Genomic DNA, 17,228 nt, shown 5'->3' on the forward strand with positions numbered 1-17,228 from the left:
TCCCTTTCCAATTCTGTTTTCGAATGGGCAACAATTGTTGCCTGGTTCCAGGGATAGGTTCTGGGAACGCCTGATTGTTTCACAATGGATCGATGAACTGGCCGGGTGTCAGAGTCGGCTGGGCACCATGGTTTGCCTCACGGGGCCAGGCTTGTTTTCATCGGCGCGTCCGGAAAACAGGTTGGTGCGATCCCCAGGGTCTCTTGCCACCGACCTATCGAACGACGGGTTTTGAACCCTGGCAGCCCATCGACCCCTCCGACATCATGCCCTTTTTGTTCCAGCGCCTGCTGCATCTTGGCGATATCGGATCTGTACAGCCCGCCGACCTTTCCCCAAGTGCCGCTGAAATCGCCGATACCGTATTGAATGCGGTCGCCAACATGGCCGACAAACAAGGCATACAGGTCGCTTTTGTTGTATTCCTTTAGAACGTAGAAGTTTGGCGTAACAAGAAAAGCCGGACCATGTCGTCCTGCGGGCATCATCAAATACCCGTCACCACGCAGCTCATGGGCCGGAAAGGGTTTGCCCGAGACGCGGCGTATCCCCATCTCAACCCAGTCCTGGATAGGTCGCCCATGATCTGGGCCTTCCAAAGCGCACGAGACGTTTTTGGGTACGAAAACCTCGAATCCCCAGTCCCGTGCAGTGACCCAGCCATGTTTCTTGAGGTAGTTTCCGATTGAAGCAATCGTATCTTCGGGTGACCCCCAAATATCAGCCGCCCCGTCGCCGTTGCCGTCAGCAGCATACGACAAGTAGCTGGACGGCATGAACTGAGGCTGGCCCAAAGCGCCAGCCCAACTGCTTTTCATTTGTCGCGCGGGCTGGTGCCCTGCTTGTGCGATTTGCAGGGCGGCAACAAGCTCTGCGGTGAAATAGTCGGCACGGGTGCTCATGAAGGCCTTGGTCGACAGTACCCTGAAAGCATCATGACGGATTGGAACTTGTCCGTATCCGCTCTCTCTTCCCCAGATCGCCAGAATAATGCGGGCTGGAACGCCGGTTTCGGCTTCGAACGCCGCCAGGGTTGCGGCATGGCGCCTTGCCATTTTACGGCCTTCCGATGTTGCGCCTTGCACCGACCCCGGATTGAAATAGCGACCGGGTGAGCCAAACTCGGCCTGCTTCTGGACCTTGGGGGTTTTGCGTGCGCTTCCCGGCGGCACCAGATCCGGCAAGTTCCACGCAAGGGTCACGCCGGAGAGGGCTGCTTGCATTGTCTCGCGTGTCACACCCTTGGCCCTTGCCCGGGGCCAAATCGTTTCCTGCAACCACGATTGAAACTGGCGTTCAATCGCCGCACGATCCTGTGCCAGCGTGGGTTGAGAGAGGAGGATTAACCCTAAAGAGAAAAACAGAATACGCATCATTGTTTTGTCTGTCTCGGCTGGGAATGCAAGTCAACGGGAAGATATCGCGCATCCCCGGACCCGTTATACCCGAAATTGAGTTGGGGCCTGACCTGGACAATTTGCGGTTTGGAAAAACTCTTGAGAAAATTCACACACTTGCCGATAGTCGAATGGAAATTGTTTGAGGAAAGGGCAGTCCGTTATGGCACAAGTCAATATGCCCAACCCAATCCCTCTGCTCATGGTGGCCGTGATCCTGTTGGTGTCGATGTCGCAAATGGTTGCCGCCAGCGACAGTTTCATGGATCCGCAAGGACCCATTGCCGCCATCCAGAAAACGCATCTGCTGCGGGCGACCGCTGTGATCATGGTGGCTGTTATCCCTGTGCTGATACTGGTGCCGTTGATCGCGTTTCGTTATCGCCGCCGAAGGAACAGCTACGCAGTTTACCGACCGGATTGGGATTTTTCCGCGAAACTGGAATTCCTCATGTGGGGTGTGCCCGTTGTGATCGTGGCGCTCCTGTCGTTCTACCTTTGGAAGGCCACCCATCGGCTTGATCCTTACGCGTCGACCTTTGGCGAAGACCCGGCCTTGCGTGTGCAGGTTGTCGGACTGGATTGGAAGTGGCTGTTCATCTATCCCGATCTTGGTATTGCCAGTGTGGGCGAGTTCGGCATTCCCACCAAAAGGCAAGTGGCCGTGACGCTGACCACCGATACCGTCATGCAATCCTTCATGATCCCTGCGCTGGCCGGCCAGATATACGCAATGCCGGGCATGACCACCCAACTGCATCTGGTCGCGGACGCGCCCGAAGTCATGCAAGGCGAGAACACGCAGTACAACGGGCGCGGCTTTACCAAACAGAAATTTCGCACCGTAGCGATGCACAATGATGAGTTCGAAGCATGGGCGCAAAAAGTTCGTGACAATGGTATCCAACTGAACCCCGCAACTTATCAGACGCTTGCGATGCGGACGGACAGGGATGAGGTGCAGGCGGCACTGGGCACTGACAAGATGCCAAAGGACGCGCTGTACTTCACGATGGAACAAGATTTGTTTCAAACGATCCTGCACCGCTATCACAAAGGCAAAGCGCTGCCGGTGGATCAACAGCCGGGAACGGCATCCTTCGGGCAGGAGGGGCAGCAATGACGCCGTCCTATTCAGGGTTCCTTGGCCGCCTCGACTGGGATGCGCTTCCGATCACAGGGTTGATCCAGAACCCGAACGCAAATGAGATCGTTGCCAACGCCGCTGCCGCAATCGTTTTGGTTGGCGTTGTCGTCGTGGTCAGCCTGCTTAGCTGGTTTCGATTGTGGACGCCCCTTTGGCGCGATTGGCTGACCAGTGTTGATCACAAGAAGATTGGGATCATGTATGTCGTCTTTGCCATCGTCATGCTGGCGCGCGGCGTGTTGGAAGGCGTCGTCATGCGCGCGCAGCAGGCCGCGGGCCCGGGCGACGGGTTCCTGGAAGCCGAACACTTCGCCGAGTTGTTCAGCACCCATGGCACGATCATGATTTTCTTTGTCGCGGTGCCCTTTGTCTTTGGCATCGCGAACTTTGTCGTTCCGCTGATGATCGGGGCGCGGGATGTGGCGTTTCCTCGGTTGAACCAGATCAGTCTGGGCCTGACGGTGTCCTCCGGCATGATGCTTATGGTTTCGCTGGTGGTGGGGCGGTTCTCGACCGGTGGCTGGACGGCCTACCCGCCGTATACCGGGGCCGCCTTCAATCCGGGCGTTGGGCCTGACTACTGGATCTGGGCGATCGTTGTTTCGGGTGTCGGCACAACGCTCACCGGGATCAATTTCGCCGTCACGATCTACAAGATGCGCGCGCCGGGCATGACCTTCATGCGGCTGCCGATGTATTGCTGGACCATCATATGCAGTTCGATCCTGATCGTCTTTGCCATGCCGCCGTTGGGCGTCGCGGCGCTGTTGCTGGCGGCGGACCGCTATTTGGACTTCCACTTTTTCACCAATGACCTCGGCGGCAACATGATGAACTATGCCAATCTTTTCTGGCTGTTCGGCCACCCCGAGGTTTACCTGCTGGTTCTACCTGCCTACGGCATCTACTCTGAGGTTTTTGCGACCTTTTCGGCCAAGCGGCTCTACGGCTACAACTCGCTTGTCATCGCCACGATGTCCATCGCGGTTCTGTCGTTTACGGTATGGCTGCACCATTTCTTCACCATGGGGCAGAGCGCCCTGATCAACGCTGTATTTGGTATCGCAACGATGCTGATCGCCATTCCCACCGGTGTAAAAGTCTATGATTGGATGGCGACTCTGTGGCGGGGTCGCATCCGGTTCTCGGTGCCGATGTTGTATGGCTTGGCGTTTTTGATGTTGTTCGTGATTGGTGGCCTGAGCGGGGTGATCCTGGCCAATCCGACCGTGGACTATCAGGTACACAATACGCTGTTCCTGGTGGCCCACTTCCACAACGTATTGTTGCCGGGGGTGCTGTTTGGTCTTTTGGCCGCCTATAACTACTGGTTCCCCAAGGCGTTCGGCTTTCGCCTGAACGAGGTCTGGGGCCGCGTCTCGGTTGCCCTCTGGACCATAGGGTTTTTGCTGACATTCATGCCGCTCTATTTCGTTGGGCTGATGGGGATGCCGCGTCGTTCTTTCAGTTACGATGACCCATCCTTCCATCCTTTCATGATGGTGGCGATCGTTGGGGCGCTGGTGATTACCTGCGCGTTGTTCTCGGTTCTGATCCAGCTTTGGGTCAGCATCCGCGACCGCGAAAAGACCCGCGTTCCCGTTGGGGATCCATGGGATGGGCGGACGTTGGAATGGTCAATCCCGTCGCCGCCGCCGCCATACAACTTTGCGATCATCCCAACCGTTACGGATCGGGATGATTTTGCGGCAGCAAAGGACAAGGGTGCAGCCTACCCAACGCCCGACGCCTATGAAGATATCGAATTGCCGCGCAATACAGGCATTGGCTTTGTCTTGTGTGTTCTGAGCGGTATCTGGATGTTTGCGCTGGTCTGGTGGATCTGGTGGTTGGCTGCATTGATGACGGTTCTGATGATCCTGGCGGTGATCGTCTGGACGTTCGATGACAGCACCGAGCTGACCATACCAGCGGAAGAAGTGCGCAAGGATCACGAAGCCTGGCTTGCACGGGTTCACGGCGAAAAGGCGGTGGATCGCGATTTTGAAACGTCTCCGGAAAATCGCGGCCTCGCCCGCCCCGATCTGGAGGCGGTGACATGAAGCGCGCGCCCACCCACAGCTATCCAGGTATCAATCTGGGGGAACGCCACGCGAGTGCTCATAAGGCGACCGAGGTCGTCACGTTCGGGTTCTGGGTCTTTTTGATGAGTGACCTGGTCTATTTCGGCCTGATGTTTGCGATCTACATCACGATGATCGATGCGCAGGCCGGTGGTCCCGGCCCGCACGAGCTGTTTGATCTCAAAAGCATCTTTGCGCAGACGCTCATCCTGTTGACAAGCAGCCTGACGGTTGGCCTTGCCATGCTGGCGCTGAAATACAATCTGCCGCGCGCTCGGATTGTCTTGTGGTTTGGCGTCACGCTTTTACTGGGGATCAGTTTCCTTGTGCTTGAGGTGCGTGATTTCATGGCCATGGCGGAACAAGGTGGCATTCCGCAGCGCAGCGGTTTCTTGTCGGCCTTCTTCGGACTCGTTCCTCTGCATGGTCTGCACGTCGCCGCAGGATGCTTGTGGCTGATCGTTCTGGGAATCCAACTGCGCATGAAAGGGATGACGGACGTCATTATCTCACGCGTAGTGCGGTTGGCACTGTTCTGGCATTTTCTCGACCTGATCTGGATCGGGATCATCACCATCGTTTATTTCGGAGGTCTGACCTATGGATAAGCGCTCTGAAATGCACCGTCGCGAGCGTCGGCGCTATGTGATCGGATACGGTGGCTCGCTATTGCTGACGCTGGCAATGTTCGGCGCGGCCTACCTGTTTGGGATCGAAACCCCCGGTGTCTACCTGACCATTGGATTGCTGGGTCTGGCCCAACTTGTTCTGCAACTCGTTTATTTCCTGCACATCGATCGCCGGCGCAGCAGCCGCGAAGACCTGCATCTGGTTCTGTTTTCCACCATGGTTCTGTTGATCATGATCCTTGGAACGGTCTGGGTGCTGGGCAATCTGGCAGTTCGAATGCATATGCATGTGATGTAATTTTCGTGGATTGCAGAAAAAAGGGGATGTGAGAAAGAAGCCACTCAAAACTAAGGCCGTGGCTTTGGTAATCGCTGCAATTGCGGACGGGCTTGTTCTGTTCTGGAGGCACTGAAAAGCGGGTTGAAAGCGAAACAGGATAATATTTTGTTTTCGCGGGCACAGTTTGAAATAGCGGAAACCAACCTTGCCTGGGCCAAGATCCGTGCTGCGGCCGATGGATGGGTCTCCAACCTGACCCTTCGCCCCTGATCCTCGGTGTCCGCCGACGCGCCGCAATTCTCGTATAGTCGAGTCTTCCGATTGGTGGGTGGACGGCAAATGACCCCTGCGGCGGTGCTCAGCCAGAACGTGACGCCTTACAACCCTGCGGCCCAAGCTTATCGGCCGCACGGCCTTGCACCAGACAGCGCTGAAGGTGCTGCCATTCTGGGCCGGGAAATCATGAAGCAGGCCGAGATGATTTCCTATCTGACCGTGTTCAACAATCTGGGTCTGCCTGCCTTGGCGACAATTCCATTGCTTTTTCTCCTGTCGTGCTCCGAATTCCGGGTCACGTGTTGCCCCTCATGTGCATTAGCGCGTCAAGGTCAGCCCAAGCCACAGGGCGAACCAGCACAGCGCCAGGCTGATCAGGATATTGCCAGCCGCCAGAACCAGAGTGCGCTCGCGCCGAAGTTCAAGAGATTGATAGGCAAAGCTGGAAAACGTGGTGAACCCGCCGCAGAATCCAAAGACCAGCCGTCTTTGGTCTTCGGGGATGTCGACAGGGCCGCCCAGATAGCCGATCCAGACCCCCAGCAGCAGGCTGCCCACTACATTGACGATCAACGTTGAAAAGGGCAAGTCGTGCCGCACCTTCAAAGCCAGCCAATGACGTAGGACCGCCCCCAGGCCTCCGCCCAGTCCGAACATCGCATGAAGATAGAGGTCATTCATGACGGTGACCTTTCGGAATGAAAACGGTTGCCCAGCTTCTCTCCGACCAGCGCGGCGCCAATGCCGAAAGCGATTTCCAACCCGACGGCAAGCGGCACGGCCCACGGATCACTTTCGGCAATACGTTCCAGATCAGCCACAAAAGACGAAAAGGTGGACAACCCACCACAAAACCCGACCGCACCCAGATGCAGCACATGCGCGTGCACCTTGTGACGTATTGAATACAGCCACCCCAGGACGAAACAGGCCGCCACGTTGATGCCGAAGGTCGACGTCAGGAAACCGAGGCCGGGGATTTCCAGCGCGAATACTTCGCGCAGCAACGATCCCAGCGCCCCGCCGGCAAAGACAGCGAGAAACATAAGGCTCTTTCGGTCGCGCCGGGGTTGGGAATGCGTCTTTGTCACGTGTATGCCTGTCGTGTTCTGGTATGCGTGGCATATCCACTGGCGACACCCTGTTCAACTGTCGAGCGGCCGTAACGCGTTTTCACGTTTTCGTCTTTGAGCGGATAAATTCCTGCGAAAGCTTGCAATTAAAAATCAATCTGTTTCACGTTGAGTGCTGTTGGAACGCGCAACGACCGGTCGGAAACACAAGGAGACAGGAACATGATTGTACGCAGGATCTACTATTTTCTGAGCTATGTCTGCCTGCCGCTAGTGTTGCTGTTGGGGTTCTTCTGGCCACCCCTACATTGGCTTTTGGTCATCTTGGTGCCCTACGCGGTCATCGGCCTTTACGACATTCTGACAACCAAGCACAATGTGCTGAACAACTATCCGGTTCTGGGTCATTTCCGGTACATGCTTGAATTCGTCAGCCCGGAAATTCGACAGTATTTCGTTGAAACCAACGAAAGCGGCCGACCTTACAACCGGATCGTACGCGGGCTGGTCTATTCCCGCGCCAAGGGCCAGATGGATACGCAGGCCTTCGGAACGCAATACGACATAAACGAGGTTGGATATCACCGCGCAAATCATTCGCTTGCGCCCAAACATGTGGACAAAAGCGAAGATCGCGTCATGTTGGGCGGGCCACAATGCACGAAGCCGTACAGCGCCTCGCGTCTCAATGTTTCTGCCATGAGCTTCGGCGCGCTGAGCGCCAACGCCATCCGCGCGTTGAACGGCGGGGCAAAGGACGGAGGCTTTGCCCATAATACCGGTGAAGGCGGGTTGTCTCCTCACCATCTGGTCGAAGGCGGCGACATCATCTGGCAGATTGGGACGGGCTATTTTGGATGTCGAACGCCGGAAGGCGGGTTTGACAAGGACAAGTTTGTCGAAAGGGCCACAAAGGATGTGGTCAAGGCAATCGAAATCAAATTGTCCCAAGGTGCCAAACCTGCGCATGGGGGCGTTCTTCCCGCTGCCAAGGTCGATGCCGAAATTGCCGAAATCCGCGGGGTGCCCGAGCATCAGGATGTGATTTCCCCCCCAACTCACAGTGCTTTTGAAGGGCCCTCGGGGTTGATGCGCTTCGTTCAACATCTGCGCGAAATGTCCGGCGGCAAACCTGTCGGCTTCAAATTGTGTATTGGCAACCCGTCCGAGTTCATGTCGATCTGCAAGGCCATGCTCGAGACAGGGATTTTGCCGGACTTCATCACCATCGATGGATCAGAAGGGGGTACAGGCGCGGCCCCGGTCGAGTTCACCAACCGTCTGGGCATGCCCCTGAACGAGGCGCTGATTTTTGCAAACAATTGCCTGCGTGGCGTTGGGCTGCGCGACAAGATCCGGATCATTTGTGCGGGCAAAGTGGCGACCGGATACGACATGGTCGAGAAATTCGCGCTTGGTGCGGATATGTGCAATGCGGCACGGGCGATGATGTTTGCGGTGGGCTGCATTCAGGCCTTGCATTGCAACACCAACCGTTGCCCGTCGGGGGTCGCCACCCAGGATCCGGTTCGCGGGCGGGCGGTGAACATCCCGCAAAAGCGCCGGCGCGTTCACCGGTATCACGACGCAACACTGGAGAGTTTCCGCGAACTCTTGGGTGCGATGGGAAAGGAAAAAGTGTCCGAGCTGCATCCGCGCGACATTTTGCGGCGCACGGCGGACGAGCATGAGCGCACCTATGGCGAGCTTTACACCTATCTGGAGGATGGTGCGTTGCTGGCAGATGTGGTTCCCGAGGAATTCGCGGCGGATTGGGAACGCGCTTCGGCATCTCGTTTCTGAAACCCGATCCGTTACCAGCAACCGTTCACCCAGAACAGGCGTGGGCGAACTGCGCCCGCGCTCACCGTATTGACATGTGGCTTAACTCAACTGGGGTTCGATCTGGGATTGTTGGCCACATGTGTGTTGATCCTGCGAATGCTCCATTCAACAGAATCCCGCATCGCGCGCCCCAAGGCCAAATCAAACGCTTTGATCAGATCTGATGTCTGGTCGCTTGCGGCAACGACATTTTCCTGAAACGAATTCGAAGCGATGATCTTGTCGTCGTATTCATCGATGACCTTGATGTTCATCCGCACTTCGATACGGATTTTGTCTCCGTTCTCGGGATCCGCGATAACGATGCCCTGAAACTCGCGCAGGTCCGGTGCGATCACGTAATCAGCGCGCAGACCAACCGTCGACCGGCCGACGGCAGCGACTTTGCCAGAGTTCTCAAAGCTTTCGATCAACAGCGTCTGAACGATCAGGGGTGCGCGATCCACCCATCGCGCCCGTGGCAAATACTGAACCTGAAACGGGGTGGGCTGAATGGCGATCTGATCCGTGTTCACCGCGGCGGTTGCCGTTGGTTCTTCAACAACGATCTGTTTCTGTATTCGCGGCAGCGCTGACGAAAACGTGCTTTTGGGTGTCAACAGATACAGATCGTTGGGTTTCGCGGCTTGTTTCAAAGTGCCCAACCCGGCACATCCACCGACCAATGCAAACGTCAGAATTGCAATTGCAGGCTTGATCATTGACGGAACTCCGATGCTTGGGTGCCCAGCAGAAACCGCGCAGGATCACGTTCGACCTTGTCCACCAGACGGTCGAGGCTGATTACCAGGCGTTGGGATTCTTCGACGAAGCGGATGAATTGCGGCAGACCCACGCGCAGGAAGTCCGATACCTGGCGGCGGTTGGTCTGAACGATGCCGTCAATTGTCCCCAGCAGCTCTGAGGCAGAGTTCGAAGCGCTCAGGACATCGTCTGAAATCTGATCGATCTTGCCGGTGATGTTCGAGACTGTTTCGGTGACCTGGTTGGCCGCCTTCCGGATATCTTCCGCAACGGGCGCCACGTCTTCTTCCATGACGCGGTTGGCTGATTCAAAGGCCGTTTCCGCCGAAGATAACGCCCCTTTGGCCGTGTCCATTGCGGATGTTATCGAACCAAGTGTCGTGTTGGCGTTCAACACGGTCTCGTTCACGATCCCCAAAGTGACGCTGCCCTCATCCGACAAGAGGGTCAACCGTTCGGCCAGTTGCGACCCGCGTTCGATGAAAGGTCGAACGTCCTGCTGCAAGATGCGGTCTGCTGTTTCGATCGTCGTTTTCGCTTCGTCCAGCGCGGCCCTGGCTGACTCGGACGCGGATTTAACCGAATTGAGCGTCTCCGTGCCGGTCTTGAGGGTCGTATCGGCCGTTTCGATCAGAGGGTCCAGACGTTTCGAAAACTCACCAATATCCTTGGCTGCACTGCCAATGTCGCTGGCCACGGATTCAAAACTTGTCAAAGTCTTGTCCAGCCGGCCCGTCGCAGAGGCAAGGTTGTCCAGAATGCTGTTCACGGCTTGGCGGTTCTTGTCGTCAACGACCTTGTTCAGGCTTTCCAGTAGGGTTACGGCTTCGTCCAGCACCTTCGGTGCGCCTTCAAACAATGACTGGATGGTGCTGCGCTTGCTTTTGATCACGCTGTCCTGCGGCAGCCTTTTGGCGTTCGGCGACCCGCCGGTAAGTTCAACGTAACCGACGCCCGTTACACCCAGCGATTGAAGCTGGGCGATCGTTTCTTCGGTGATCGGAATATCTGCATCCACTTCTATACGCACGCGAACCTTGGACGGATCGTCCTTGTCCAGGTTCAAAGAGAGCACCTGCCCAACAGGAAGACCGTTGAAATTTACCCCACCCGCCGCCGAAAGCCCCGAGACGTTGTCGAACAATACATCGTAATAAGCGTATTGGCGGGTCACTTCGAATTTCGCCAACCACAGGAAAAAGCCGAATACGCCCAACAGCCCCGCAAGGGTGAACGCGCCGATCAGGATGTAATTTGCTCTGGTTTCCATCGCTTTTACCTGCCCTGACCCTTCTGTTGCGCCGCGCGGGCGCGGGGGCCTGTGAAATATTCCTGCACCCAAGGATGGTCCACTTTGGTCATATCCTCAATCGGACCTTCAACCAGCACGCGTTTTTCTGCAAGCACTGCAATTCGGTCGCAGATGGCGTAAAGGCTGTCCAGATCGTGGGTGACCATGAAAACAGTCAACCCAAGTGCCTGCTGCAATTCGCCGATCAGTTCATCATATGCAGCCGCGCCAATCGGGTCCAATCCGGCAGTCGGTTCATCCAGAAAAACGATTTCGGGATCAAGCGCCAGCGCCCGCGCCAGTGCGGCGCGCTTTCGCATGCCGCCCGACAGTTCCGATGGAAACTTGCCGCAACTCAGCTGGGGCAGACCCACGAGGCTGATCTTCAACGCACCCAGTGACTCCATCAGTTTTTCACTGATGCCCGTGTGCTCTCGCAGTGGGGCCATCACGTTTTGCAATACGGTCAGCGATGAAAACAGCGCGCCGTCCTGAAAGGCCACGCCCCAGTGGCGTTCGATCCTGCGGCGATCTTCTTCAGGGCCGTTCAAGACATCCACGCCCAGCACTTCGATACTGCCGGCGGCTGGCTTGTTCAGACCCACAATCGTACGAAGCAAAACGGATTTTCCGGTTCCGGACCCGCCAACGATGCCCAGAACCTCGCCACGCCAGACATCAAGGTTCAGATCGTCATGAACCACCTGCGTTCCGAATTGGCTTCTGAGACCGCGAACGCGGATCACGGCGTCACGCTGCGATGCGTTCTGTTCCGTTTCGTGTTGCGTGCTATCGTTCATGTCAGATTCCGATTTCGGAAAAGAAAATCGAAAACAATGCGTCGATTGCAATCACCATGAAAATGGATTGCACGACCGAAGCGGTTGTGCGCTGCCCCACACTCTGGGCCGACCCTTTGACCTGCAAGGCCTGCCAGCAGGCTATGACCCCGATGACCAATGCAAAGAACGGTGCCTTGATCAAGCCAACTGCAAGTTGCCAGACATCGGTGTTTTCTTTCAGACGAGTGACAAACATGCCCGGGCTTACGCCCAGATCGATCCAGCTCATCAGGGCGCCGCCGAACAGGCCGGCCATATCTGCGACAAAGCCAAGAATGGGCAGCATGATCAGCAACGCCAACACCCGCGGAATAACCAGAACCTCGATCGGGTCAAGGCCCAGTGTCCGCATGGCGTCGATCTCTTCCTGTACTTTCATCGAACCAATCGAGGCCGTGAATGCCGAACCCGAGCGGCCGGCGACGATAATGGCGGTCAGCAAAATTCCCAGCTCTCGCAGAATCGAGATCGAAATCAGTTCGACCACAAAGATTTCGGCCCCGAACTGTTTCAATTGTGTCGCACCCTGAAAGGCCAGCACGACACCGATCAGAAAACCCATCAGGGCCACGATGGGAAGGGCTTTGACCCCGGTTTCCTCCATATGAGTGACAAGGGCCGCTTTGCGCAGGCGCCACGGCATGATCAGGGTCCGAAACAAGCGGTGCAGGGTGAGGCCCAGAAATTCGAGGATCGACAGGGTATCCTTCCAGGCTCCGAATGTGCCCTGACCCACGTGAGCAACCCAGTCCAAAAATCCACGAGGGTCCTCGAGCTTGCCGGGTTTGTCCGGGATACTGCGGGTCACGGTTTCTATCAGCGCCGCATGCGCGGGTTTCACGCCTTGAATTTCCAGCGTGGCACCGTTTGACGTGAACCTCCGGCCCAGGTCTGCAACCAGCCAAGCTCCGCCCGTATCCAGTGCTTCGACGCCGGACAGATCAAAAATGACATTGCCCCCGCAAGGTTGGACCGCAGCAAAATCACGCTCCACGGTTTGCAGGGATTGTGTGAGCAACTCACCAGAAATGCGCACTTGATTGCCGCTGGCGTCGCGCTCTGATGTTATCGTTGGCTGCGTCATGGTGCCATGTGAAGTAAAACATTCAATGCCCGCAATGACTTTGTGCCATGTGACCCGGTTTTTGCCGCAAAGAATGGCCTTGGCGTCACGCCGGACCATGAGTTGGAGCAAGCGTAACTGGACACCAGGAACGTATTTTTTCGGTTCAAGTCAGGCCGGAAAAGAAAACGCAGGGCTGCTCGACTAATCGGTTGCGCGAAGATCGGAAGCGGGACACATTCCGCTGCGGAACCCTGGGTGCGGAATTCGGAGAAGTCGGTATGCATCACGCCAAGAACGTTCTGTTCATCATCATCGACCAATTGAGGGCAGATTGCCTGAACGGCGCTCTGGCCGAGCACGTGAAGCTACCGAACCTGCGGGCTTTCATGGACGAAGCGGTGAGTTTTACGCGCCACTTCTCTGTCACCAACCCCTGTGGGCCATCCCGCGCATCGATTTTGACCGGCCAATACGCGATGAACCATCGTTCCGTGCGAAATGGTACGCCGCTGCGTCATGACACGCCGAACATCGCCACGGAAATGCGAAAGGCGGGTTATATGCCGATGCTGTTCGGGTACACCGATACGTCTGCCGACCCCCGAGTCCATGATCCCAACGACCCCGTGCTCAAATCTTACGAGCAATCGATGAACGGGTTCCTTGAAGTTGTCGAAATGCGCCTGGAAGAGTCATACCCCTGGCAATCGTATTTGATGAAGAAAGGCTACACGTTCGATACATATTGGGATGTCTACAAGCCTGTCTCTCCGGATGGTCAAACGCCCAGGCTGAACGACCCGGCCATGTATCGGGCGGAACACAGCGACACAGCCTTCCTGACCGATGCGTTTCTGGACGGTATTGCACCTCATCGTGGCCAGGGGTGGTTTGCTCATCTGACGTACATCCGTCCGCATCCACCTTTGGTTGCGCCTGCTCCGTATAACGACATGTACGATCCGGCGGATATACCGCTGCCGCAGCGATTGCCGAGCGAAGCCGCTGAGAAGGCGCTTCATCCGTTTTTCGGGCCAAAGCTGGACGCCTATACGGCAGAAAAGTTTGTTCATGGCTTTGCTGGTGTTGAGCCAACGGATGAAAATTTACGCACTTTGCGCGCCGTTTATCTGGGATTGGCGACCGAGGTCGATCACCATATCGGGCGCGTTGTTCAGTATCTCAAGGACAGCGGGCAATACGACGATACCATGCTGATCATAACGGCTGATCATGGCGAAATGCTGGGCGATAGGTACAGCTGGGGGAAAATGACTGTGTACGATGCGGCCTATCACACACCGTTGATGATACGCCTGCCGGGGAACGAGGCACGGGCCGGCGCAAAAGTCACCGTTCCTACCGAATCAATTGATGTCACGCCGACAATCCTTGATTGGATTGGGCAGACAGTTCCAAACGCCATGGATGGCAGGTCTTTGCTGCCCTTGTTGCATGGCGACGTTCCCGATGACTGGCGCAGCTATTCCTTCAGCGAGCTGGATTTCTCGGAACCCGAAGAACCGACCGTCTGGCAACAGCGGTTGGGAACGGGCAACAGTGATTCATGTCTGGGAATATTGCGGGACGAACGATTCACGTTGATCGAATTTGCAGCTGACCTCCCGCCGATCCTGTTTGACCACCAGGGACAGGGAGAATTCGAAAATCTTGCGGAAAACCCCGAGTTTGCGGACGATCTTGCCCGGTTGGGCAGACAGATGCTGCGCCATCGGATGCGAAACATGGATCATACCTTGTCGTTGCACTCCATCACGTCCGAAGGCGCGAAGTCCCGTTCCAGGTATTAGGATCACTGCCCGCTTTCGTCCTCTTTTCAGTTGGATCAGGCAAGTTGCATGGGACGTTTTGTCGTTCATCAATTCCACTACCGGCGCATCAATTCTGATGGTACCCATGGGGTGTGGAGAAGACGAACCTGGACATCACCGAACAGCGCATAAAGGCGATGACGACTGCCGGACTGAATCTCATCGGTCAGGCGCTTTCGATCTATGACAGCAACCTGAAACTGGTGCTGAGCAATCGTCGGTTCAAGGAAATGTTCGACCTGCCGGACGAGCTGGTCGAACGCGGAGCCTTGTTTCGGGATACCATCCATTTTCTCGCCAGCCGTGGCGAATACGGTGACGAAGAAAGTGTGGAAGAAATGGTGAACCTGCGCGTCGAGCAGGCTTTGGCGTTTGAGCCTCATTACATGGAACGCGTAAGGCCCAACGGGCAGGTTATCTCGATAGAAGGCGCGCCGCTGCCGCAGGGTGGATGGGTTGCGGTCTATACCGACATAACCGGCACCCGGCGTGCAGAAAACCTGCTGCGGGCGCGATCGGAAGAACTGTCGGAACAATTGCTCGGCCACGCCGAAGAACTGTCAGCAACCAACCGAAAGCTTGCGGCCACCATCAAGGCATTGGAAGAGGCCAAACGCGAGCTGACCGAGATCGAAGCCCGCACACGCATGATGACGGAAATGATGCCGGCTCATATCGCGCATTTGGATAGCACTGGTCGATATGACTACTCCAACCGCCGTTTGAGTGCGGTCCTGCCGGGGCGCCCGTCGGAAATTCTGGGGCTTCACATATCTGAAGCGCTTGGTGCCGCCGCGTTTCGGCGGGTCGAAGCGCATCTGGCAAAAGCATATGGCGGAGAAGCTTCCGTATTCGAGTTCAACGAGGATCAGGATTCCCGCCGCATCCGGGTTTCGTTCACGCCGGATGACGCCGGTGGCGTCTATGTAATGTCGGTTGATATCACCGAAGAAACGCAGGCGCGCGTCGTTTTGCAGCAAACGCGCCGGCGGGCCATGGCCGCCCAGATGACCAGTGGATTGGCTCATGACTTCTCCAATTTGCTGACGATCATCCTTGGGATGCAGTCCAAACTGAACAAAATGGACCTGCCGGATGAAGCACATGAACTGGTTGCCGCGACACAGCAAACCGCGCGTCGGGGTGGGCAATTGCTGAACCGAATTGCAGACATGACCGGGAACCGAACGCCACAGCCTCAGGCCACGGACATGAAGGCGCTGCTGGAAGACCTGAGAATATTGGCCTCGCCTTCCTTGCCGCGCGGCGTCGGTTTGTCGGTGGTCAACACTTTGCCGGACCGGGCTTTGATGCTGGATCCGGGAATGGTGCAGGATGCGTTGCTGAACCTGGTGCTGAATGCGCGGGATGCCTGCGGCAGTTCGGGCCAGATTACGATAAGCGCGCACACCATCGGAGAAATTTGGGTTGAAATCGCCGTATCAGACACTGGCCCGGGCTTTACACCCGAGGCGCTGGAAAAGGCGCTGAACCCGTTCTTTACCACCAAGGGAAGCGACGGGTCGGGGCTGGGTCTGCCCATGGTGTATGACACTGTGAAGCTCGCCGGTGGCGATTTGCATCTCAAAAACACGCCATCAGGCGCGTCCGTCGTTTTGCGGTTGCCCTATCGGCCAGCTCCGCCCGTGCAAGGCGGTTTGGTGCTTCTGGTCGAAGACAGTGAAGATCTGCGGGGTCAGTTTCGGGACATGCTGGTAGAACTGGGCTTCGCCGTCATCGAGGCCAATTCGGTAGATGAAGCGCTGGTACTGATAAACAGCGTTGAAGACATTTCTCTTGTCCTGTCCGACATCCGTCTGGAAGGAAGTGGTACCGGTCTGGACATATTGCGACAGGTGAAGCCGGGATTGCCATGTATCCTTATGACATCGCTGCCCAGTTCGGACCCGTTGTACCAGCGCGCCCTTGCGTTAGCCCCGGTGTTGCGTAAACCGTTTTCGCAGGCTCAATTGTCAGCTCTGATCCAAACCGAGGCCGCCTGATGACGCAACCGCTGGTTACCATCCTCGACGACGAACCCGAAATCCGACGCATCCTGACGGACGCTCTGGAGGATGCCGGTTTCCGAACGCAGAGTTTTTCCCGCGCGCGAGAGTTCGAGGCTGCGCTCAATCGTGTGACGCCTGATGTCTGTCTGGTCGACCTGTCTTTGCCGGACACGGATGGGCTGGCGTTGGTTCATCGTCTGGCGCTGGAACAAGGCGCGGCCGTGATCATCATTTCGGGGCGGGCGCAGGTGCAGGACCGTGTTACGGGGCTGGAACTTGGCGCAGACGACTATATTACGAAACCGTTTGACCCTGCGGAAGTCGTGGCGCGGATCAGGGCAAGGTTAAGAACACCCCGCACTCAGACCTCACATTCGGATACGGCGGAATTCAACGGCTGGACCGCACATTTTGACCGATATGTTCTTGAAAGTGACACAGGTGAGGAAACACCATTCAGCCATGCCGAGGGGGAAGTCCTTCGTCTGTTTCTGGAAAGCCCCAAGCGGCTGATCAGCAGGGGGCAAATGCAGGAGTCCCTGGGCGGTGCAGCCGGCGACAGTTTTGACAGGGCGATGGATGTTCGGATTTCCAGGTTACGCACAAAGCTGGGAGAGGACCCCAAGAACCCGCGGTTGATCAAGACGATCTATGGAGCAGGGTATATATTCTTGGGTGATGTTGGTTGGAAGTAGATGCAGATCCGACCGGTA

15 protein-coding genes are annotated in these 17,228 nt (G+C 56.6%); 8 read left to right on the forward strand and 7 right to left on the reverse strand.

The annotated features are described in order from the left end of the window. Nucleotides 1–137: 137 nt before the first annotated feature. Nucleotides 138–1,373: a lytic murein transglycosylase gene (locus tag NOR97_RS17120; protein ID WP_374041638.1), complete on the reverse strand. Its 1,236-nt coding sequence runs from the start codon at nucleotides 1,371–1,373 to the stop codon at nucleotides 138–140. A 187-nt stretch (nucleotides 1,374–1,560) separates the two neighbouring features. On the opposite strand from NOR97_RS17120, the gene NOR97_RS17125 reads away from it, so the two are divergent. From NOR97_RS17125 to NOR97_RS17140, 4 genes are read left to right on the forward strand one after another with little or no spacing between them, the layout of a single operon-like run. Next, a complete protein-coding gene (locus tag NOR97_RS17125; protein ID WP_257601264.1) occupies nucleotides 1,561–2,520 on the forward strand; it encodes a cytochrome ubiquinol oxidase subunit II in 960 nt (319 codons plus the stop codon). After that, on the forward strand, nucleotides 2,517–4,607 hold the full coding sequence (locus NOR97_RS17130; RefSeq protein ID WP_257601265.1) for a cbb3-type cytochrome c oxidase subunit I: 2,091 nt from the start codon (nucleotides 2,517–2,519) through the stop codon (nucleotides 4,605–4,607). Before NOR97_RS17125 ends, NOR97_RS17130 begins: the two co-directional genes overlap by 4 nt. After that, the gene (locus NOR97_RS17135; RefSeq protein ID WP_170347099.1) at nucleotides 4,604–5,236 is read left to right on the forward strand and encodes a cytochrome c oxidase subunit 3; all 633 of its coding nucleotides are present in this window, start codon (nucleotides 4,604–4,606) and stop codon (nucleotides 5,234–5,236) included. Before NOR97_RS17130 ends, NOR97_RS17135 begins: the two co-directional genes overlap by 4 nt. Next, on the forward strand, nucleotides 5,229–5,555 hold the full coding sequence (locus tag NOR97_RS17140; RefSeq protein ID WP_254440049.1) for a cytochrome o ubiquinol/quinol oxidase subunit IV: 327 nt from the start codon (nucleotides 5,229–5,231) through the stop codon (nucleotides 5,553–5,555). Before NOR97_RS17135 ends, NOR97_RS17140 begins: the two co-directional genes overlap by 8 nt. Nucleotides 5,556–6,131: 576 nt before the next feature. Here NOR97_RS17140 and crcB read toward each other — a convergent pair. Further along, nucleotides 6,132–6,494 carry a fluoride efflux transporter CrcB gene (gene crcB, locus NOR97_RS17145; RefSeq protein WP_170347103.1) on the reverse strand — a complete coding sequence of 121 codons (363 nt, stop codon included), beginning with the start codon at nucleotides 6,492–6,494 and terminating at the stop codon, nucleotides 6,132–6,134. Beyond that, the gene (locus NOR97_RS17150) at nucleotides 6,491–6,859 is read right to left on the reverse strand and encodes a CrcB family protein (protein WP_257601267.1); all 369 of its coding nucleotides are present in this window, start codon (nucleotides 6,857–6,859) and stop codon (nucleotides 6,491–6,493) included. The genes crcB and NOR97_RS17150 overlap by 4 nt, the downstream gene beginning before the upstream one ends. A 249-nt stretch (nucleotides 6,860–7,108) precedes the next feature. Here NOR97_RS17150 and NOR97_RS17155 point away from each other — a divergent pair, with 249 nt between their 5' ends. Then, the gene (locus NOR97_RS17155; protein WP_257601268.1) at nucleotides 7,109–8,689 is read left to right on the forward strand and encodes an FMN-binding glutamate synthase family protein; all 1,581 of its coding nucleotides are present in this window, start codon (nucleotides 7,109–7,111) and stop codon (nucleotides 8,687–8,689) included. Between the two features lie 86 nt (nucleotides 8,690–8,775). Here NOR97_RS17155 and NOR97_RS17160 read toward each other — a convergent pair whose 3' ends face one another. Genes NOR97_RS17160 through NOR97_RS17175 form a run of 4 tightly spaced genes read right to left on the reverse strand, consistent with a single transcriptional unit; the run spans nucleotide 8,776 to nucleotide 12,692 of the window. Continuing rightward, nucleotides 8,776–9,432 carry an ABC-type transport auxiliary lipoprotein family protein gene (locus tag NOR97_RS17160; RefSeq protein WP_257601269.1) on the reverse strand — a complete coding sequence of 219 codons (657 nt, stop codon included), beginning with the start codon at nucleotides 9,430–9,432 and terminating at the stop codon, nucleotides 8,776–8,778. Then, nucleotides 9,429–10,745, reverse strand: a complete 1,317-nt coding sequence (locus tag NOR97_RS17165) for an MlaD family protein (RefSeq protein WP_257601270.1) — start codon at nucleotides 10,743–10,745, stop codon at nucleotides 9,429–9,431. Before NOR97_RS17165 ends, NOR97_RS17160 begins: the two co-directional genes overlap by 4 nt. Before the next feature lie 5 nt (nucleotides 10,746–10,750). Then, nucleotides 10,751–11,566 (reverse strand): ABC transporter ATP-binding protein, encoded by an 816-nt coding sequence (locus tag NOR97_RS17170; RefSeq protein ID WP_170347114.1) that lies wholly within the window; start codon nucleotides 11,564–11,566, stop codon nucleotides 10,751–10,753. Nucleotide 11,567: 1 nt separating this feature from the next. Then, on the reverse strand, nucleotides 11,568–12,692 hold the full coding sequence (locus tag NOR97_RS17175) for an MlaE family lipid ABC transporter permease subunit (RefSeq protein ID WP_257601272.1): 1,125 nt from the start codon (nucleotides 12,690–12,692) through the stop codon (nucleotides 11,568–11,570). Between the two features lie 260 nt (nucleotides 12,693–12,952). On the opposite strand from NOR97_RS17175, the gene NOR97_RS17180 reads away from it, so the two are divergent. The 3 genes from NOR97_RS17180 (at nucleotide 12,953) to NOR97_RS17190 (ending at nucleotide 17,210) form a co-directional block, all read left to right on the forward strand. Further along, nucleotides 12,953–14,485: an alkaline phosphatase family protein gene (locus tag NOR97_RS17180; RefSeq protein WP_257601273.1), complete on the forward strand. Its 1,533-nt coding sequence runs from the start codon at nucleotides 12,953–12,955 to the stop codon at nucleotides 14,483–14,485. Between the two features lie 158 nt (nucleotides 14,486–14,643). Continuing rightward, nucleotides 14,644–16,509, forward strand: coding sequence for a PAS-domain containing protein (locus NOR97_RS17185; protein WP_374041639.1), 1,866 nt, complete (start codon nucleotides 14,644–14,646; stop codon nucleotides 16,507–16,509). Then, on the forward strand, nucleotides 16,509–17,210 hold the full coding sequence (locus tag NOR97_RS17190) for a response regulator transcription factor (protein WP_170347119.1): 702 nt from the start codon (nucleotides 16,509–16,511) through the stop codon (nucleotides 17,208–17,210). Before NOR97_RS17185 ends, NOR97_RS17190 begins: the two co-directional genes overlap by 1 nt. The last annotated feature ends 18 nt before the right edge of the window (nucleotides 17,211–17,228 follow it).

This window comes from Ruegeria sp. YS9, from assembly GCF_024628725.1.
In the GTDB taxonomy this organism is placed as follows: Bacteria; Pseudomonadota; Alphaproteobacteria; order Rhodobacterales; family Rhodobacteraceae; genus Ruegeria; species Ruegeria atlantica_C.